This is a genomic window from Rhodococcus marinonascens NBRC 14363, assembly GCF_001894885.1.
Lineage (GTDB): Bacteria > Actinomycetota > Actinomycetes > Mycobacteriales > Mycobacteriaceae > Rhodococcus_F > Rhodococcus_F marinonascens.
Genome location: NZ_BCXB01000013.1, coordinates 102262 through 120908, shown reverse-complemented (window position 1 = coordinate 120908; position 18647 = coordinate 102262). Strand labels below are relative to the sequence as shown.

Below are 18647 nucleotides of genomic sequence, written 5' to 3'. Positions count from 1 at the left end.
CCGTGGCCGTCGCCCTGCGAACAACCCTCAGCTCTGACGAGCGGGACATGATCGGCAAGCTGAATGCCAAGTTACACAAGATTCAGCCGAGAGATCGCCTGTATGAGGCGTACTTCGAAGGCGAGCAGCGGCTCAAGCAGATCGGTATCGCGGTCCCGCCCGAGCTGCGGATGTTCGAGCTGGTAATCAACTGGAACCGTATGTACGTCAGTGAGATCTCGCGCCGGCAGAAGATCAAGGCGCTGATGGTCCCCGGCGGGGAGGAGGAGCCGAACAAACCGCTCCAGGAAGGCTTCGACGCGAACGACCTCGAGGCTGAGATCGGCCTCCTCAATACGGAGACGATGATCTTCGGCCGCTGCTACGGCACTGTCGGCACGAACGACGAGGACAACGAGCACCCACTCATCTCGATCGAGTCGCCGCTGCAGATGTCCTGCCTGATCGACAGTCGGCGCAAACGAATGGATGCCGCGTTCCGCCAATACCGCACCGACGACGGGCAGCGCGTCGGAACATTGATGCTGCCGAACAGGACCATCCAGGTTGTCGCGGGCCGTGGCGGTTGGCAGCTCGACAAGGTGGGCGACGATGACGGCATCGACGAACACGACCTCGGCCGGGTGCCGGTGGTGCTGTTCCTCAACAAACGCCGACTCGGCAACTGGTCGGGCACCACGGAGATGGCCGACTTGATTCCGCTCGTCGACGCCGCCGCACGGTCGCTGACCAACCTGCAGATCGCCCTGGAGACGCACTCTGTTCCGCAGAAGTGGGTTTTGGGTATGTCCAAGGGCGACTTCGTCGACAAGGACGGCAATCCGATTCCGGTGTGGCAGTCGTACTACACCGCCATTTGGGCGAACCAAGCCTCGCCGGACAAGGTGAAGGTCGGCCAGTTCACCCCGTCCGATCTGAAGAACTTCCACGACACCACCAACCACTATGCGGCCATGGCGTCGTCGGTCACCGGTCTTCCGTTTCGGTTCTTCGGGCAGAACACCGCCAACCCGGCCGCCGAGGGCGCCATCCGGGCGGATGAGTCGCGGCTGATCTCGAACACCGAGGAGAAGAACACGTCTCAGGGTGTCGGGATCGGATGGCTGATGACACTGTATGAACGCTTCCGTACCGGTGAGTGGACCGCGGGCGGGCGGGCAATCAAGGTCGAGTGGCGCAATCCGGCCACCCCGACGAAGGCCGAAGAAGCCGACTTCATCCAGAAGCTCAACGGCGGCACACCGGTTCTCTCCCGTGAGGGCTCCTGGGACGAGATGGGCTGGGACGAGCCGCGCAAGGATCGCGAACGTCGACACTTCGAGCAGGAGTCCCAGGACCCGATCCTCGAACGATTGACCCGCGAACTGGGCACCAACGACGCGAGCACCGATGCTTCCGTCGGCGGCAAGTGACCACTACCGGGCGCAGCAGGAGATCACCGCAACCGTTCTCCTTGCCGCCCGGAGGATCTGGGGTACCCGGCCGCCGAAGGACTTCGACAGCTGGTTTGCCGCGAACGTCGACCGCCTGGTCGCCGTCGCCGCATCCGGTCAGGCGCGGGCCGTACGGGGCGCGGAGGCGTATGTCGCCGACGCGCTCGACGAACTCGGCACACCGGTAGCTGCGGACCTGATTCCCTCGACCACTCCGCTGGTCGGTGTCGCATCGGACGGTCGGCCGTTGGACTCGCTGATGTACGGCTCGGTGATCACCGCGAAGTCGAAGATCGCCGCAGCCGAAAATGTTGACCAGCAGACCCTCTCGAAGGCATGGGAATCGGGCCTCAACGCGCTGATGCTGCGCATGCAGGTTCAAGTCGCCGACGCATCCCGTGCGGCTACGTCGCTCAGTATCGTCACACGACGCAATGTCGGGTATGCCCGCATGCTCAACCCGCCATCGTGCGCGCGGTGCGCGTTGCTTGCAGGGAAGTTCTACCGGTGGAATCAAGGATTCCAGCGCCACCCAGGATGCGACTGCCGGCACATACCTTCCAGCGAGGACGCCGCCGGCGACCTGCACACCGACCCGAAGGACTACTTCGACAGCCTGACCGAAGATCTGCAGAACAAGATCTTCACCAAGGCCGGAGCGGAGGCAATCCGCGACGGCGCCGACATCAGCCAGGTGGTCAACGCCCGGCGAGGAATGGCCGTCGCCAGCGGGCGGGCCCAGCTCACGAACGCGTACGGGCGAAACCTGCTCACCACGACCGAGGGCGTCACCAAGCGGGGACTAGCAGGGAAAGCGCTCAACGCTCGCGGACGTACTGCGGCAACCACACCGCGGCTCATGCCCGAAGCGATCTACGAGATCGCAGAGGACCGCGACGACGCACTCCGCCTGCTACGGATGAACGGATACATGGGCGATCGCACTCCTTCTCCTCTCGGACGTGCGACGTCAACTGACCCGAGGCGGCGGACGACTCGCAAGCCAGAGCCTGTCGGTGGTGGTCGCGTGCCACCCAGGCCTCCCCGGGAAGATGTCCTGGTGTCTGGAGATGACGACGGGGAGTTACTCGCCCGCCAGCTCGACGACGACTTCGCCGACTGGGCGAAGGGCCTGTCTGAACGGCAGCGCAGTGCGATCGCGCAGTGGCAGCGCGCCGACGACCGATTCTTCCAGCGTATTCAACAGGTACTTCGCACCGGTGCGGACGACCTAGAAGCCGCACAGGTGGCTGGGCCTGTCCTTGAGTCGATCGACGCCGGCCGGTTGGCGCGCGACGTGGTCACGTGGCGAGGTATCCGCAACACCAACACCCTGTTTGGAGTGCCGAACCAGCGACTCGCTGAACTGACCGGACAGGAAGTCCAAGCGAATGGCCTGCTCGCTGTCTCGACCTCCCGATCGCTGGCAGTCGAGGAGTTCACCAAGCCTTCGTTCGGTGGCGGACCGGCACTACTGCGCGTGTCCATCCAGTCGGGAACTCCGGCGGCATGGGTGAAGTTGGTTGGTGAGCCTGACATGCAATACCAGCGTGAGCTGCTACTTTCGGACGGACACCTGATGCGCGTACGGGAAGTGTCATACACTGGGGATCTGCCGATTGTGGATGTGGAGGTGATCTGACGATGCCGATGAGTAATGATCGACTTTGGGACGACAGCATCTTCGCTCCCTCCAATTCTCCCCGGCCCGAACCGCAGTTCGTGAGCTCCTTGGTTACCCAACTCGGACTCGCACGAGCCTCTCACGCGGAGAGGGAACAGGGCATCACCAAGTGGCTCGACCGCCACACGCCATCTGAGCGTCTGAAGGAGAGCCTGATCAGCAGCGGCTATCGCCATCTGCTGCATCTACCCGCGTAGCACCAACACGCCAACAAGGCCCCGTGAGTATTGACTCCGGGGCCTTCGTCATGCCTTGCCTTGGCATGGTATCCGCATCCCCCACCCGCAAGGGGTGGCCTGTGCCCGCAACGGGCGACCAAAGGAGAACCGCATGTCGAGCACCATCCTGCCCATTCACCCCATCACCGGCCTCACCGCACTGGGCATGACCCGGCGCGGACCGATCTGGCCCGTCCTGGGCGGCAACGGCGAGGGTGACGGCGACACCGGCGACAAGCCGGGGGACGACGGTGATGGTTCCGACGCCGAAGGTGACCCCGACGAGTCGGTTGACACCGATGTCGACGGTGAGTCGGACGAGCGGGATCTCGGCGACAAGGGCAAGCGTGCCCTCGACAACATGAAGTCGAAGTGGAAGTGCGAGCGCACCAAACGCCAGGAACTCGAGCAGCGCATCTCCACGCTCGAATCCGGTGGCGACGACGCCGATTCCACTCAACGAGACGCGGATCAGTCCGCACTCGCCAAGGCCAACGTGCGGATCGTGAAGGCGGAGATTCGAGCTGCCGCAGCCGGCAAGCTCTCAGATCCTTCAGACGCACTGAAGTTTCTCGACCTCGAGCAATTCGAGGTCGGCGATGACGGTGAAATCGACGAGGACGAGATCGCGGAAGCGATCACAGAACTCGTCGAGAAGAAGCCGTACCTGGCCGCGCAAGGCGGCACCCGGAAGGCACCGAAGCCCGACCGCCGCCAAGGCGGAGGGGAGAAGGACACCGCAGGCTCAGTGGCCTCGGGTCTCGCCACCTACAAAGCGCGCCACAAGAAGAACTGACACCCCAAAGGAGGGGACATGCCTGATTTCTCGCTCAAGACGGAGACCTTCGGCCAGGACAACCAGTCCTGGCTCGGCTCCGCACACGGCACCGACGCGGCCCGCACCGGCACGCTGAACATCGCCACCCTGACATCAACCACCCACTACCCGGACGGTCACCTGCCGTCCGGTGTCGCGGTCGGCAAGATCACCGCCACAGGCTTGTACGGCCTGTGCGACAAGGACGCCGCCGACGGTCGCCAGACCCTGGTCGGTCACACCCTGACGGCGCAGAAGATCGGTGACGGCAACGTCGTGGTCCCGATCCTCGACCACGGTCGAATCGTCGAAGCCAACCTTCCGTTCGCCATCACGGCCGAGGCCAAGACCTCCGCCGCCGGCCGACTGATCTACGTCTAAGGAGGCGACCAGCATGCTGATCCACACCGATTACATCCAGCCGGCCGAGCTGACCGGCTACGCCCGCGGGGCACTGGCCGATCTCCAGATCAACCAGTTCACCCTCTCGGAGTTCCTCCCGAACGTCGAAGTCGACGACCTGGACTACCGATTCGCCCGCGGCGGCGAGGGTCTGGCCGAGGCTGCGACCTTCCGCGCCTTCGACGCCGAGTCCTCGATCGCCTCGCGTCCGGGCATCACCCGCGTCTCGGGTGAGCTCCCCCCGGTGTCCCGCAAGATCCGGCTCGGCGAGTACGACCGACTCCGTCAACGCAAGGCCGACAAGGCCATCACCGACGGGCTGTACACGGACACCGAGCGCATGGTGCGCGCGGTCGGTGCGCGCATGGAGCTCGCCCGCGGTCAGGCCCTGGTCACCGGCAAGGTCACGATCGCCGAGAACGGTTTCGTCGCCGACGTCGACTTCGGCCGCAACGCCGGCCATTCGAATGTGGCTCCGTCCACCCTGTGGTCCGCCGTCGACACCTCCACACCGATCACCGACATGCTGGCCTGGCAGGCAACCTATGTCGCCAACAACGACGGCCAGTACCCCGGGGCGATCGGCACCACCCTGAAGGTGCTCAACAACATCCTGCGCAGCGCGGAAGTCCGGACTCTCGGCGCAACGGTGTCCGGTGGGCCGTCCGTCATCTCCCGCGCGCTGCTCGCACAGATCCTCGAGGCGTACGGCCTGCCGCCGGTCGTCCTCAACGACACTCAGGTGAAGGTCGACGGGGTCGCCACTCGGGTCATCCCCGAGTCCGCTTTCCTCTTCCTGCCTGCGCCCATGTCAGGCGAGACCATGGGCGGCAGCACGGTCCTCGGCAGCACCCTGTACGGGCCGACCGCGGAGTCCCTCGAACCGGACTACGGCATCGCGGCCGGTGACGAACCGGGTATCACTGCCGGCGTCTACAAGACGCCGGACCCGGTCGCACTGTGGACCAAGGCGGTGGCCACCGCACTGCCGGTCCTGGCCAACCCGAACCTGTCGTTCCATGCGAAGGTCCTCGCCTGATGGCAACGGCCGCGGCCACGGTCTACGTTCACGATGACCAGGGCTCGGTGCACGAGTTCCAACCAGGCGACACTCTTCCCTCGTGGGCGGCCGGGAAGATCACCAACCCCGCGGCGATCACCGACGACACCCCCGCCACGTTCCCCGAGGGCTCACCATCGGAGGACTGGAAGGTCGACGACCTCCTGGCCTACGCCGAGGAGCACGGCATCGACCTCGGGGATGCGAAGAAGAAGGCCGACCTCCTCGCGGTAATCGAGGGTAGCGGTGATAGCGCCCTCTAGCTCGGAGCCGCTGATCGAGGTGGACGATGTTCAGGCTCGACTGGGGGAAACTTTGGTCGAGCCTGAACTGTCTCAGGCGAATTCGTTCATAGTGTTCGCCTCCGCCATTCTGCGGTCCCGTCGTCACCTCGACATCGACAATCGGATGACTTCCGGGGATCTTGATCCCGAACTGGTCAAGGGCACAGTGACGACCGCAGTGGTTCGCGCACTGGACGCCACCCGGGTCGGGCTGCGGGTGCGGTCCACCCAGTACCCGGAGATCACGACGTCCTACACCGACATCGATCCTCGGCTGGTCTACTTCACCGACAGTGAACTCGGCGATCTCGATCCGGAAGCGGGTAACACCTCGGGCAACGCCTTCACGATCCGGGTCGGCTGATGCCCCGGTTGCCCGAGGAGTGGACCCTCCTGCGGGACAACGAACCGGTTCGGGATCCAGCAACGGGGAACCGCATCCCCGTGCCGAGGTCGGAAATCCCGTGGACCGGACTTCTTCAGCAAGAGCAGTTGTCGTCCTCATCGGTCAAAGCCGGGAACAGCGAGTTCGAGGACGGCCACGAAGCGAGTTCGTATGTGCTTCTGCTCGATCCGGGTATCGACCCGTTCCCGCAGCGACGTGACGCGTTCCGCGGTCCGGACGGCCGGGTGTTCCAGGTGGTCGGCACGCCGCGCGCGCGGCGGCCGGCACGCGGATCGCGCAGGCCCGCCTACATTGCCGCCATCGTGCGGACCTCATCCGACTACCAGGAGTAGCAGCAATGGCCAAGACAGAGCACACCAGCATCGTGGAGTTCGTCCGGGACGGCAAGAAACACTGGGCCGCCCGCGACTCCAAGGTGCACCAGGAGCATCTGAAGAGTGTGAAGCAACCGGCGACGAGTACACCCACACCCAAGGGTGAGCCCCTCAAGGCGGTCGACGGCCCCACCGCAGCACCGAAGGCATTCGCCAAGGCGGAGGCCCCGAGGGCTGACCGGAAGGACTGAACGATGGTCGTCCGGATCACCATCTTCGACGCACAGGCGGCCCGGGAGGCCCGCCGCATCTCCACCGACGACCGTGCCGACATCGCCCGCGAAGCGGCTGACGAGGCACGCGCACACGCCCCCGTACTCACCGGTGACTACCGGGACGGCATCGACGTCGAGGTGGACGGGGATCGGGTGTATCTCGTCGACAACGACGAGCTGGCCCTCCACAAGGAATACGGCACCTCCGACACCCCCGCCCATGCCGCGCTGACGGATGCGGCCCGGTCCCGGGGCAGGTACTCGGGCTGGAAACCGAAGTAAGGGGGTGTAGGTGATGGGCGCAATTCCCTTCGCCCCCGGTGCCGTCCGCGAATTCCTGCTCTCCACGCCGGAGTTCACCGCACTGATCCCCGCCGAGTCGGTAACCACCCGCGAACTGCCGGACCCGATCACCGGCCCGGCGATGACGATCCGCTCCATCGGCAACGTCGGGGTGGATCCGATGCTTCGCCGGCCGCTGCTCGCACTGAACGTGTGGGTGCCCAAGTGGGAGATCCTCGGCGGCGACACCGATCCCGACGAAGTGGCGTGGAACATCGCCGCGACGGCCGGACAGCTACTCGGCCGGGCCCGGAACGTCTCGTTCCGTGGCGCCACCTGGACAGGCGGGTGGAAGACCGGGCCCATCAACGACGTCGACGTCAAACGCGGCGTCGACAACCCGCTCTACCGGGCATTCGTCACGGTCGAGTTGAAGATGCGCGAGTCGCACTGAACTGCCGCACTTCCGCGGCCCCCATTCGCCTCACCCCCGATGCCTGCCTGGCACGTCGGGGGTGAGGCTTCCACCGCTCACCCCCATGTGAGCGACTCCAGGAGGTAACAACGTGAGTACCTACGCAGATCCCAGCAAGGCCTACGTCTGGCTCGACGGCGACGTCTACCGGGCACCCGCCGGAGCCGCCCAGCCCGAGGACCCGTTCGCGAACGTGGTGATGACCGACGCCCTCACCTGGGATGCGTACGGCGGCATCGAAGCCGGATTCGAAGTGACCCCCAAACGGGACCTCAAAACCCTGCCGGTGTGGAACCGCCGCACCGCCCCGTACAAGGTGGTCAAGGGTCCGCAGGAGGACCGCTTCAAGCTGCGCGCCGTCGACTACTCGCAGGCCACCGTGCTCACCGCCCTGCAGGGCGGCTCCATCACCCAGATCGGCGCCACCGACGTATACGCCTGGGAGCCCGGCGACGACGAAGAGTTCGCCCTGATCTGCCTGGTCCGCGACGACGACAAGACGGCTGGGTTCTACTGCCCCCGCGTCACGTTGGCGACCCCGCCGCCGCGCATGTTCGGCGGTGAAACCCTCGACGGCTTCGAGTTCGAACTCCTCGCCCTCGAACCGGTCATCACCCTGACCAGCTGGAACCCCGTAGCGTAACGACGAGTAGGAGAGCACATCATGCCAGGCACCCGTAAGACGGCGGCGAAGAAGGCCGCCCCACGTAAATCCGCCCCCCGCACGGCGCAGCCCGCCCCGGCTGCGCCTGCGGGGGATCCGTCCCCCGAGGTCGAGTCCGACCGGTTCGACCTGCTCTCGGCACTCGACACCGAGAACCTCGAGTCGATCCAGGCGACCTTCCGGGGGATCGACATCGACATCCGGCGCACGTTCACCGGCGAGGAGGCGGTCCGCTTCATGGCGCACGTCGCCGCAACCCGGTTCGACTCAGCTCTCGAGATCATCGTCGGCGATGTGGCTCCGGAGCTGTTGCGGGCCTTCACCGAGCTCACGGTCACCCACTGCTCGGCGATGCTCAACAAAGTCTTCGAGACGAGTGGCCTCGCCGAGGGGGAAATTGTCGCGCCCTTGCCTGCCTCCTACGGCGGGATGGCTGGGGCGCAGTCCTAACCGGTTTCCGCCGGGACTATCAGCTGGACCTGCGCGCCGCGCTGCGGGAACTCCCGTGGCGTGACGTGGCCCAGCTGATCGAGGGTGTCCTCGACGAGGACGCCCGCGCCACACGGGACTCGGAGAACCTGGCCATGCTCGTCGACCGTGACGACTACTGGCTGAACTCGGAGTACCGGCAGTGGACCGCAGATCCGGACGACCCGCAGATCAAGGCCGAACGCACACGCCGGAAGGCATCCGGGATCAAACCCCCACCCCGCCCTCTACTCGCCCCGGTCGCGCTCCGTTCACCGCTGGTGCACTCCCGGATGGTCGAGAAGTATCTCGCCGACGTCGCCGAACACGCGACGCCGCCGGCGCCGCTGGACGGGCTGAGTCCCGCACTGAAGGTGTTCGAGCTCCTCGGCCGCAGCTGACCGCTGCCTGCCGGAGGCCGGGGCGACCCCCCGGCTTCCGGCCACACATTTTCGCCGCCCTGCGCGGCACACAACACCTTTGGAGGCCCTGATGGCCGGTGGCCGGATAGACATCGAGGTCCGCCCCGATACTCGCCGCTTCTCGTCGACGATGGAGGGTGGACTCCGGGGTGTCGTAGGCAAGGCCGCGAAGCTCGGCTCCGCCTTCGGCCTCGCATTCGGTGCCGCCGCCGGCGCGAAGGCCGTCATCGACATCGGCAACGACTTCACCAACTCCCTCAACAACCTGCAGGCCGTCAGCCAGGCGAGCGCCGAGGAACTGGCGAAGGTCGGCGAATACGCCAAGGAACTCGGCAACGACCTGGAACTGCCCGGGGTCTCAGCGAATACCGCCGCCGATGCGATGACCACCCTGGTCAAGGCCGGGTTCTCCGTCGAAGAGGCGATGTCCGCCGCGAAGGGCACCCTGCAGCTGGCCACGGCCGCCGGCATGGGAGCCGCCGATGCCGCGATGGTTCAGGCATCGGCACTGCAGTCCTTCGGTCTCGGCGCCGAGGATGCGGCGCGGGCCTCGGACGTCCTGGCGAACGCCGCCAACTCCTCCTCGGCCGCCATCCCGGACATCGCCAACGGTCTGGCGCAGGCGGGCACCGTCGCGAACCAGTTCGGTCTGAGTCTGGAAGAAACCACCTCCTCCCTGGCGCTGTTCGCGAACGCCGGTATCACCGGCTCCGACGCGGGCACCCTACTCAAGACGGCCCTGCTCGCGACGACCAAAGAGAGCAAGTCCGCCCAGAACGCCATCGACACGCTCGGGCTCACGATGTACGACACCGAGGGCAACTTCGTCGGCCTGGAATCGTTGTTCGGGCAGCTGCAGACGGCGTCGCAGAACCTGACCCCCGAGGTGTACAACACGGCCAGCGCCAACCTGTTCGGCTCCGACGCCGCACGCATGGCCGGTGTCGCCGCAGCCCAAGGCGCCGCCGGATTCGACGCCATGGAGGCCTCGATCGGCAAGCAGGGCACCGCAGCCGAGGTGGCCGCCGCGAAGTCGCAGGGCCTGCCCGGTGCGATGGAGTCCGTCTCCAACTCGGCGGAAACCCTGGCCCTGTCGATCTACCAGCTGATCGACGGCCCCCTCGAAACATTCGCCGGTGCCACAGCTTCGGCGATCTCCGGTGCCTCCGACAACATCATCGGCGGGCTCACCGCCGTCGGGTCGGCGGCCCAACCGGTGATCGGCTTCATGGGTGACGCCGTCGACGTCTTCCAGGAACTGCCCGGACCCGTGCAAGCGGCCACCGCCGCCCTGATCGCACTGAAGATCACCGGGGTCAGTACCGCGCTCAACACATCGATCGCCACCACCGGCGGCGCCTTCGCACGCTTCAGCCAGCAGATGGCCACCCAGACGGCCCTGGCCGCCGCGTCCGGGCAGTCCATCGGTCGGCTCGGTGCCTCGATGGCCGTGCTCGAGACACGATCCCCGGCCATCGGCCGGATGGCCGGGGCGTACCGCACCGCCGCAGGGCCGATGAACGCCTTCGCCTCCAGCCAGCGGCGCCTCGCCTCCAGTTCCGGTGCGCTCGTCGCCCCCTTGCGGAACGCCACCAGTTACGCCGCAAACATGGGGGCCGTCGCCGGTGGCGCTGCCGCCGCCGGGTTGTCCGGGATGAAGACCGCGGCCGGTGGTGTCATGAACGCCCTGGGTGGCCCGTGGATCCTCGGGATCGTCGCCGCGGCGGTTGCCGTGTACGGCATCGTCGGTGCCACCAGCGCCGTCGCCGACGCCGAGGACGCCGCCCGCGAATCGGCTCTCAAATTCGCCGCCGCGCAACGCGAGGTCGGCAAGGCGTTCCAGGAATCCGAGGGTGACATCAACGACACGGTGATGACTGCCGAGATTGCCGCCATCGACGAGGCCCTGCGCGGCCTGGAGTCGACCGCGGAGAACGCCCCCTCGTGGTTGGATCAGCAGTTCACCTTCTGGTGGAACGAGAAGGACGTCCAAAACGCAGTTGACATGGGCGCTGAGGCTGAACGCACCTCGGAGGCGTTCGAGTACCTCAAGGTCGATTCCGAGGTGCTGGCCAGCGCCATTGCCGGCTCGGATGTCGCGTTCCGCAAGTTCCTCGACACCCTCAGGGAGGCACCCGAGGGCGGCGACGATGCGGCGGACTGGGCTATCGAGCAGCGCAAAAAGTTCCTGAAGGTCCAGGAGTCGGCAAAGACGCTGACCCCCGGCGTGTACGAAATCGCAGAGTCCATCGATGCCCTCGCCGACTCCTCATCCGACGCGGAGTCGAAGTCCCGTGCCCTGCTGACGGTGCTCGACACCCTGGCCGGGCGGCAGGTGCCGCTCGCCGAGGCGGTCTCGAACTACGAGGCGAAAATCGACGAGCTGACCGAACCTCCCGAACCTCCCGACCCGGAGAACCCGGAGGACCTGGTCGACCGGAACCTGGGGTACGGGTCCGAGGGGCCGACTGCGATCACCCACGAGGACGGCAGGCTGAACCTCGATCAGGAGAACGCCCGCACCGCGCAGGATGAGATCCTCGGTCTGCGTCAAGCCGCGGTCGACGTCGCCCTGGCCGGGGGTGACATCGATGAGATATTCCGCAGGAACGAGGAAGCCTACAAGGCCAAGGCTAACCAGTACGGGGTCAACCAGGACACCGTCCGGTCGTGGGCCACCGGACTGGGCCTGGACCGCGAGACCATCCAGCTGCACGTCGACATCAAGGGCGGCGACGAGGCCGCCAAGGATCTGCTGACAGTCAAGGACGCCTTCGACAAGACACCCGGCACAAAGAGGATCGAGGTCGATGCCGTCGACCAACAGGCCAGGGACACCCTGACCTCCCTCGGCTTCGCGGTCGAGGACCTGCCCAACGCCAACGTGGAGGTCGTCGCCAACAACGCGATGGCGATGGCGGGCCTCGACAACGTCCTGAACCGGATTGTCGAACTGGACATGCAGGGTGCCACCCCGGAGATCACTGCGGACAACACCAAGTTTCAGGTGACCAATCAGGAGTCCCTCGACGCACTCAAGGGCATCGACACCACCACCGTCAGCACCGAGGCGCGCCTGTTGATCGACGACCTGGAGGAAGGCACGGAGGTCAGCCTCCAACGGCTGCAGGAGATCACCGACGCGGACGCCAGCAACGAGGTGCAACTGATCATCGCGCAGGCCCTGACCGACGCCGCCGTGTTCAACACGGAACTCGACAAGGCGGCCCGGAACCGGAAATCGACCATCACGATCGACGTGGTGCGTACCGCTGCGGCGCAGGACGCCTTCAACGCCTCCGGGCAGCAGGGGCCGATCGCACCGATACTGCAGGACAACGGATCCGGCTCCGGTGACAACGGATCCGGCTCCGGTGACAACGGATCCAACAACGACTCCGATCCTGACAAACCGCGGGGCAGGGCGCATGTACCATCCGGCAACGCCGCGGGTGGCAGGTTGCCGACCACCGGGCCGGGCACCGCTGTCACCGACGGCATCCTGGGTGTCGCCGCCAGTGGGATGCCCATCACCCGGGTCGATGCCGGGGAGTGGATCATCAACCACCGCTCCTCGGAGGAGTACGACGGGGAGCTGGCGGCGATCAACGCGGGCACGTTCCCGAAGCTCCCCGGGTACGCCGAGGGTGGCCGGGTGGGTCCGGCACCGCAGGCACCGGGTTTGACCACCACCTTCACCGACGAGGAGCTGGACCGGCGTGCGCTCGAACGTGCGGCGGCGCGGGCGAACGACCGGCGCAACGAGGTGTACGCGGATTCGGAAGCGACCCAGCTCGACCGAGACGAGGCCGACGATGCGCTACGAATCGCTGGCAGCGACCTGAACGAGGATCCGAATGAAAAAGCTTCGTCCTCGGGGTTCACCGCGGCCGATCCGGTGGACCTGGTGGGCAATGTGGCGAAGTCGTTCGTCACCGGCTACCTCGATGACACCCTCGGTGGCATCGGCCTGGACTCGGGGCTAGGTGCGGTCGGGGCCGCCATCACCGGCGGTATCGGTGTAGCCCAGTACATGCAGGAGCAGCAGCAGAAGGCGCAGCCGAGTAGGTCAGCGTTCTCGGGCGCGGAGCTGGCAATGGGGGGCCTGGGGGCTGACGAGGTGCTGGCGGCATCTCAGGCGGCGGACTACCGGCAGGTGATGGCCGGCTGCGATGGTTCAGGATCCGGTGGGGTCTCTGACGCCGCCTTCGACCGGCTCGCTGATGAGGTTCGCAAGCTCGCCTCACGCCCAAACTCCACCTACAACATCACCACCCGTGACGTCGAAGAGAACGAGCGGCGGATCCGGCAGATCCACAACCTGAATGCACTTGGTGCGGGATCGAGGTTCTGACAGTGGCGGACAGCAACGGCGCGAAGGTCGAAATTTTCGGGGCCGACGGCAGCTATTTCTGCATCTCCGGTGACGGGCAGGGCGAGGAGGGTGTCCTGCTCGGCACCGACATGCAGGGCTTCTACGACGCGCCGACGAGGGTCATCATCAAGGAGGGTGCCTTCCAGATCGGCGGAACCCTGCAGGGCACCAAACACCCGGTGCGCACTGTGCAATTCGGGTTGCACGTCATCGGGGAGAAGACCAGCCCGTGGGAGGTTCGGGACTCGGCGATCCGTAAGGCGTTCAGCTACAAACGCGACCCGTGGAATCCGGCCGCAGAGCTGGCGCAGATGCGGATCGCCACGGAGCTGTCGGGGCCGCGGAGTCTGCGGCTGATCCTCGGGGAATCCATCGGGTTCCAGCCGGAGTTCGACCCGATCGCCGAGGGTAACGGGCTCACCCCGATGTCCACGGTCGCCCTCGAGCCGATGTGGTTCGAGGACGACTTTCTCGGCAACGAGCAGTTCCCGTCGCATTGGGAGCTGAAATCGGGCACATCGGGCGGCGGCACGGTGTGGATCTCGAATCCCACCGATCAGCCGATGACGCACACCTGGGTGGTCAACGGACCCGCGGGCGCGGTCTTCGGTTTGCCCGATTACTCCTGGACCGGCCCGGAGTACGCACGGGTTCCGGGGGTGGACTTCACCACCGGCCGCGACGATTCGGAACGCATCTACACCGTGCCCACGCTCGTGGAGGCGGACGGCGGCGGCGCCACCGTCGAAGTGGACCGGATGAAGCTGCCGATCCGTGCGTTCACCGACACCAACATCGTCGGCCGCACCAACGGCAAACGGCTGCTCTACAAGGTGCCGCCGTACACCCCGCCCACCGAGGTGCCCGTCTATGTCACCAACGCAGCGCCGGGTGCCGGCGTCGTGCTTCGTCAACCGCGACTGTGGTCGCGGCCATGGGGATTGGAGTAAAACGCATGACTGCACCTGTCCTCGAGGGTGACACCCTCCTCGAACGTTGCGAGGCCATCTGGCAGGCGACGCGCGAGCAGGAGAAGCGCGAAGCCCTGCGCCGCCTCGAGCCACCGCTGACTCGCCTGTGGGACGGCGAGGGGAACTGGCAGGGCGAGGTCGCCGCCGAATACCTGGGCCGATTCGAGTGGGTCAGCAACGACGCCGGTTCGGGTTTGCTCGAGATCCCGTTCGACCACTACACCGCACGGTGGATCTGGGACGAGCAGGGCCGCATGACGCGCGGTGAGAAACGCAACGTCCTGGTCACCGTCGACAAAGACGGGGCCCGCTGGTCCGGGCTGATGGAGGACGTCACGGTCGAAAAGCGCGACGACGGCACCGTGGTGCTGGTGGTGCGGTTCCTCCACGACTACGAGTTCCTCAAGTGGTACACGATCTGGTCCAACCCGTTTCTTCCCGATTTTCTGCAGTTTCCGCGCATCTTCATGCTGGCCGGCGGCGCCCGGTGGGCTCTCCTTCTGACCCTGTTCCTGCAGGTCATGCGGGAGCAAACCTACCTGTGGTCACTTCCCGACGATCCCCTCGACCCGGCGTCGTGGACCTCCGGTCTGGACATGTCAAACTGGTCTGTCGCGGTCACCCCGCACAGTTTCATGTCCGATCTCGAGGACGGGATCCTGTGGTGTTTGGTCGCCTCCCGGTGGCAGAACTGGCACGACGTCGCCAAGCCCATCCTCGAGGATGCGGAACTGTCGGTGGTGTGCCGACGCTACCTCGACGGAGACGAACCTCCGTGGGAGGGCGCGAATTTGCGCAACGGCTGCCTGGTCATCGACATCGTCGACAAGTCCGGCTACTACACGGGCACCGCGAACGGCGGCAACCTGTGGGACGGCCTGGCCCGGACGGTCGCGAACTTCACCGACGGCGGCCCCGACGACGGTGACGAGTACATCGACACCGTCGAGTCGCCGATCGACGACACCGTGATGCCGGCGGACTACTCGGTGCCTGGGAAGAAGAGCACCGACAAGCTCGCCCCCTACGTCTCCTTCCTCGAGGGCGAAGAGACCGGGGTGCAGACCTCGAGATTCACCCGCATTCAAGGCAAGGGCATCCAGGTGGGCTGTGGTGGCAGCTCGATGCCCGGCGTGAATGAGGGGATCCGCGCCACGATCAACATGATTGGTGACCTGTCGGCCATGGTCCCCGGCGTGCCCCCGCTCGGCGGGGTCGCGGACGCCCTCATCTCGCCGATGTTCATGGACACCGTCGGCGCCTGGATGTCCGTGAAGAGCACGAAGCGGGCCCAAGAATCGGGGTGGATCCGATACTTCGAATCCTTCCACGACGGCGCGAATCAGGCGTATACGCTCAGCTCGTTGATGGCGTTGCGGGCCGGTTTCTGGGCCACACGCCCCCGGGTCGCGCACGAACTCTCGATCGCCGACGGCAGTCCGTGGTCCGTCGGCGACCAGGGCCGCGGCCACTTCTTCCTCGACGACCGCATCAGCGCCCAGGCGCCCGGTGACTGGACCGGAGGCGTGCACGTTGATCGGGTGCGATCACTGACACTCGCCTGGGACCGCGACAACCCGGCCGAGTGGATGCCGGTGATCGGCGACAACTCCGCACTGAAAGAACCCGCCCAGCGCGCCATGGAAAAGCTCGAGGGCGTGCTCTCCGCCATCCACACCCTGGGTGTGTTCTGATCCCGCAAAGGAGAACCCGCATGGCATTACGCGAGGGGGAATTCCCCACCGCTGAGAACTGCGACATCACCATCCCCGAGGAGGCGTGGCTCCCAGCTTTGATGGCCATCCCCGGCATCAACGGTGCGCCGATGCCGTATCCGGTCAAATACCTCAAGCTTCTGTCGAAACGCCTGTACGACTACGGCGGACCACCGAATCTCGAGGTGCGATCGACGTGGTATCACCCTCCGGCGGCCGGTGACCTGTCCCCGATGTTCGCGGCCGGAGAGTGGAAGGATCATCCGCCGGACCCGAACGAGGCGGCCGGGATCGACCTCACTTCCCTGTCGAAGGTGATGCAGGACGAGGTGCGGCGCCAGGCACTCGAACTCGATGCCGAGTCCACACCACCCCAGGAACCGGCACCGGCGAGCGTGACGGAACCCCCGAAGTGGCCCGAGAAGATACGTGTGCACTTCCTCGCGAAGAAGCTCGGCCACACCAGCAGTGAGGTCCTCGACATCTGCCACGAAATCGGGGTGCCCGCCAAGTCGGCACAGTCATCGATCCCCGGGAACCGTTGTGCGGCAATCCGCGACCAGCTCCGCATCAAGGCAGCACTCGCACGACGCGGCGCAGGCGGTGTGTCGTGACCACACCCAGCGAGGAATCCCCCGACGATGCACTGGCCCCCGAAGGATTCGCGGCATGGCAGGCGATGACCAAGGAAGACGTTCGCGCGAAACTACGTAATCCGCTGAGCGGCTTCCAGAACGCGCAGGATCTGGACAAGCAAAAGTGGAGTGATGCGAATACGGAGATAGTCAGCCTGTGGACCGACGTGAACGGGTTGGGTGGGCGCACAGACCTGCTGGAAGGGGTTGTGGCCTATGGCAACGCCGTTATGGGGAAAAACCAGTGGCTTGTGAATTCATCGGTCCCGTTGCCATTTTCCTTGACGATCGGCCCGATGAAAGGCGTGGAACAGGTCACAACGGGGTCCGGTTCCGGATTCAAAATGTTGTCCGAAGGGTGTTGGCGGGTGGACGTATTCACCCTGGTGGACGGCACCCCTTTCACGGGGAGCAACGATTGCGAACTGGACATTCGGGTGGAATGCCCAGACGGATCCGAGTATGAGACCAAACGATTCGTGCTGGAGTTGGGGTCCACCGCCCCCGGTTTCGGCACCAACCAGAAGGGCACCATCGGCGGGCCGCATTCGTTTGTGGTCCCGGACCCGGATTATCGGGTGTTCGCCATCGGTCGTTCGTCACGGTGGCGTCGATACATGGGCGGAACCCTGTACTCCATGTTTTCCATCAACAAATGGGACACCCAGGTGACCGATCAGGCACCGTCCGAAGTGGACGACAGCGACAACGCCCCAAATTAGTTCCTCCCCCGTACGTCTTATTCTCCGCGGTCGCTGGACCGCCCCCGCGTTAGGAGCTTCTCGCGTGCAGGAAATCAACCAGCTCGGCATCTCCCCGAACCACAGCAGCCGACACGGTTCTCGTGTACGGCTTTTCGTGCTACACACCCAGGAAGGGGGCGGCACCGCGCAGAGCCTCGCGGGCTACCTACAGCGGGCCTCGTCTGGTGTGTCGTACCACTACTCGATCGACGATCACACCTGCATCGACGTCGTCGACACGGATCGGGCGTCGTGGTCGGTGCTCGACGCGAACGGTTACTCGATCAACTTGTGCTTCGCGGGCAGCCGTGCGAGTCAGTCGCGGCAGGTCTGGATCGAGAGCTACGGCAAGGCGATCGACTACGCGGCCAAGCTGTTTGTGCAGGACGCGAAGAAGTACGGCTTCGACGCCCGCACGATCGGCTGGGACGAGCTCGGGCTGGGGTACTCCGGCGGGACCGACCACATGGGCGTCACCAAGGGTCTCGGTATCGGCAACCACACCGACTGCGGGCCGAACTTCCCCTGGGATATCTACCGTGCGGCGATCACCAAGCACGTTCTCGGGGAGACTGCCCCGGTGCCCGCCCCAGCGCCCGAGGTGATCACGGTCTCCGCGAACCTACTCGAGGCATACCGCGAACTCGGCGGCGAGGACGGGCCGCTCGGACGCCCAGTAGCAGACCACACCGTTCTTACCACCCCGGACGGACAGCCGTGGGGTGAGGTGCAGGGCTTCGAACGCGGCGCACTCTATCGCCGCCACGGTCAGCCCGGGCATGCGATCTGGGGGCAGATCCGGGAACGCTGGAACCGCGCCGGTTTCGAGAACGGAACCTTCGGCTGGCCGACCTCTAACGAATACCCCGCCGAGGACGGCATCGGCCGTATCCAGGACTTCGAGCACGGCCGCATCGTCTGGTACCCGGACGGCACCGTCGGACTTCAGCCCACAGACGGACCGGACACCCTCGTCCCGGACCTCCACTGACAAGGAAGAAAAA

21 protein-coding genes are annotated in these 18647 nt (G+C 65.7%); all 21 read left to right on the top strand.

Annotated features, from left to right (window positions below):
- Positions 1–2 precede the first annotated feature (2 nt).
- The 21 genes from RM2_RS11740 (at position 3) to RM2_RS11640 (ending at position 18634) form a co-directional block, all read left to right on the top strand.
- The gene (locus RM2_RS11740; protein ID WP_084721750.1) at positions 3–1412 is read left to right on the top strand and encodes a phage portal protein; all 1410 of its coding nucleotides are present in this window, start codon (positions 3–5) and stop codon (positions 1410–1412) included.
- Positions 1390–3075: a VG15 protein gene (locus RM2_RS24835; protein WP_072689289.1), complete on the top strand. Its 1686-nt coding sequence runs from the start codon at positions 1390–1392 to the stop codon at positions 3073–3075. The genes RM2_RS11740 and RM2_RS24835 overlap by 23 nt, the downstream gene beginning before the upstream one ends.
- An 8-nt stretch (positions 3076–3083) precedes the next feature.
- On the top strand, positions 3084–3314 hold the full coding sequence (locus RM2_RS24505; RefSeq protein ID WP_169846720.1) for a hypothetical protein: 231 nt from the start codon (positions 3084–3086) through the stop codon (positions 3312–3314).
- A gap of 133 nt (positions 3315–3447) precedes the next feature.
- Entirely contained in the window at positions 3448–4131 is a 684-nt protein-coding gene (locus tag RM2_RS11725) for a hypothetical protein (RefSeq protein WP_139277745.1), read from the top strand.
- A gap of 18 nt (positions 4132–4149) precedes the next feature.
- Complete coding sequence (locus tag RM2_RS11720; RefSeq protein WP_072689284.1) at positions 4150–4533, top strand: K structural protein; 384 nt, start codon at positions 4150–4152, stop codon at positions 4531–4533.
- Positions 4534–4546: 13 nt separating this feature from the next.
- Complete coding sequence (locus tag RM2_RS11715; protein WP_072689282.1) at positions 4547–5593, top strand: major capsid protein; 1047 nt, start codon at positions 4547–4549, stop codon at positions 5591–5593.
- A complete protein-coding gene (locus tag RM2_RS11710) occupies positions 5593–5877 on the top strand; it encodes a hypothetical protein (RefSeq protein WP_072689281.1) in 285 nt (94 codons plus the stop codon). The genes RM2_RS11715 and RM2_RS11710 overlap by 1 nt, the downstream gene beginning before the upstream one ends.
- On the top strand, positions 5861–6262 hold the full coding sequence (locus RM2_RS11705; RefSeq protein WP_245813860.1) for a hypothetical protein: 402 nt from the start codon (positions 5861–5863) through the stop codon (positions 6260–6262). The genes RM2_RS11710 and RM2_RS11705 overlap by 17 nt, the downstream gene beginning before the upstream one ends.
- Positions 6263–6342: 80 nt before the next feature.
- The gene (locus RM2_RS11700) at positions 6343–6636 is read left to right on the top strand and encodes a hypothetical protein (RefSeq protein ID WP_245813858.1); all 294 of its coding nucleotides are present in this window, start codon (positions 6343–6345) and stop codon (positions 6634–6636) included.
- A gap of 5 nt (positions 6637–6641) precedes the next feature.
- Positions 6642–6869: a hypothetical protein gene (locus tag RM2_RS11695; protein WP_072689277.1), complete on the top strand. Its 228-nt coding sequence runs from the start codon at positions 6642–6644 to the stop codon at positions 6867–6869.
- 3 nt (positions 6870–6872) lie between these two features.
- Entirely contained in the window at positions 6873–7175 is a 303-nt protein-coding gene (locus tag RM2_RS11690) for an HK97 gp10 family phage protein (protein ID WP_072689274.1), read from the top strand.
- Between the two features lie 13 nt (positions 7176–7188).
- Positions 7189–7629 (top strand): hypothetical protein, encoded by a 441-nt coding sequence (locus RM2_RS11685; protein ID WP_072689272.1) that lies wholly within the window; start codon positions 7189–7191, stop codon positions 7627–7629.
- Between the two features lie 112 nt (positions 7630–7741).
- Complete coding sequence (locus tag RM2_RS11680) at positions 7742–8293, top strand: hypothetical protein (RefSeq protein WP_072689270.1); 552 nt, start codon at positions 7742–7744, stop codon at positions 8291–8293.
- Between the two features lie 21 nt (positions 8294–8314).
- On the top strand, positions 8315–8764 hold the full coding sequence (locus tag RM2_RS11675) for a hypothetical protein (protein WP_072689268.1): 450 nt from the start codon (positions 8315–8317) through the stop codon (positions 8762–8764).
- Positions 8765–8829: 65 nt separating this feature from the next.
- On the top strand, positions 8830–9183 hold the full coding sequence (locus tag RM2_RS11670) for a hypothetical protein (RefSeq protein ID WP_072689266.1): 354 nt from the start codon (positions 8830–8832) through the stop codon (positions 9181–9183).
- 91 nt (positions 9184–9274) lie between these two features.
- Complete coding sequence (locus RM2_RS11665) at positions 9275–13558, top strand: phage tail tape measure protein (RefSeq protein WP_072689263.1); 4284 nt, start codon at positions 9275–9277, stop codon at positions 13556–13558.
- A 2-nt stretch (positions 13559–13560) separates the two neighbouring features.
- The gene (locus tag RM2_RS11660) at positions 13561–14529 is read left to right on the top strand and encodes a hypothetical protein (RefSeq protein WP_072689259.1); all 969 of its coding nucleotides are present in this window, start codon (positions 13561–13563) and stop codon (positions 14527–14529) included.
- 5 nt (positions 14530–14534) lie between these two features.
- The gene (locus RM2_RS11655) at positions 14535–16244 is read left to right on the top strand and encodes a Gp37-like protein (protein ID WP_084721749.1); all 1710 of its coding nucleotides are present in this window, start codon (positions 14535–14537) and stop codon (positions 16242–16244) included.
- A gap of 20 nt (positions 16245–16264) precedes the next feature.
- Positions 16265–16879 carry a translation initiation factor IF-2 N-terminal domain-containing protein gene (locus RM2_RS11650; RefSeq protein WP_072689256.1) on the top strand — a complete coding sequence of 205 codons (615 nt, stop codon included), beginning with the start codon at positions 16265–16267 and terminating at the stop codon, positions 16877–16879.
- Entirely contained in the window at positions 16876–17622 is a 747-nt protein-coding gene (locus RM2_RS11645) for a hypothetical protein (RefSeq protein WP_072689253.1), read from the top strand. The genes RM2_RS11650 and RM2_RS11645 overlap by 4 nt, the downstream gene beginning before the upstream one ends.
- 64 nt (positions 17623–17686) lie before the next feature.
- Positions 17687–18634, top strand: a complete 948-nt coding sequence (locus tag RM2_RS11640; protein WP_072689251.1) for an N-acetylmuramoyl-L-alanine amidase — start codon at positions 17687–17689, stop codon at positions 18632–18634.
- Positions 18635–18647 lie beyond the last annotated feature (13 nt).

Bases quoted from the DNA above. Each gene is read 5' to 3' on its own strand.
- RM2_RS11695 (WP_072689277.1), top strand. From the start codon at position 6,642: ATGGCCAAGACAGAGCACACCAGCATCGTGGAGTTCGTCCGGGACGGC.
- RM2_RS11655 (WP_084721749.1), top strand. From the start codon at position 14,535: ATGACTGCACCTGTCCTCGAGGGTGACACCCTCCTCGAACGTTGCGAG.
- RM2_RS24505 (WP_169846720.1), top strand. From the start codon at position 3,084: ATGAGTAATGATCGACTTTGGGACGACAGCATCTTCGCTCCCTCCAAT.
- RM2_RS11720 (WP_072689284.1), top strand. From the start codon at position 4,150: ATGCCTGATTTCTCGCTCAAGACGGAGACCTTCGGCCAGGACAACCAG.
- RM2_RS11675 (WP_072689268.1), top strand. From the start codon at position 8,315: ATGCCAGGCACCCGTAAGACGGCGGCGAAGAAGGCCGCCCCACGTAAA.
- RM2_RS11665 (WP_072689263.1), top strand. From the start codon at position 9,275: ATGGCCGGTGGCCGGATAGACATCGAGGTCCGCCCCGATACTCGCCGC.
- RM2_RS24835 (WP_072689289.1), top strand. From the start codon at position 1,390: ATGCTTCCGTCGGCGGCAAGTGACCACTACCGGGCGCAGCAGGAGATC.
- RM2_RS11710 (WP_072689281.1), top strand. From the start codon at position 5,593: ATGGCAACGGCCGCGGCCACGGTCTACGTTCACGATGACCAGGGCTCG.
- RM2_RS11725 (WP_139277745.1), top strand. From the start codon at position 3,448: ATGTCGAGCACCATCCTGCCCATTCACCCCATCACCGGCCTCACCGCA.
- RM2_RS11685 (WP_072689272.1), top strand. From the start codon at position 7,189: ATGGGCGCAATTCCCTTCGCCCCCGGTGCCGTCCGCGAATTCCTGCTC.
- RM2_RS11650 (WP_072689256.1), top strand. From the start codon at position 16,265: ATGGCATTACGCGAGGGGGAATTCCCCACCGCTGAGAACTGCGACATC.
- RM2_RS11715 (WP_072689282.1), top strand. From the start codon at position 4,547: ATGCTGATCCACACCGATTACATCCAGCCGGCCGAGCTGACCGGCTAC.
- RM2_RS11690 (WP_072689274.1), top strand. From the start codon at position 6,873: ATGGTCGTCCGGATCACCATCTTCGACGCACAGGCGGCCCGGGAGGCC.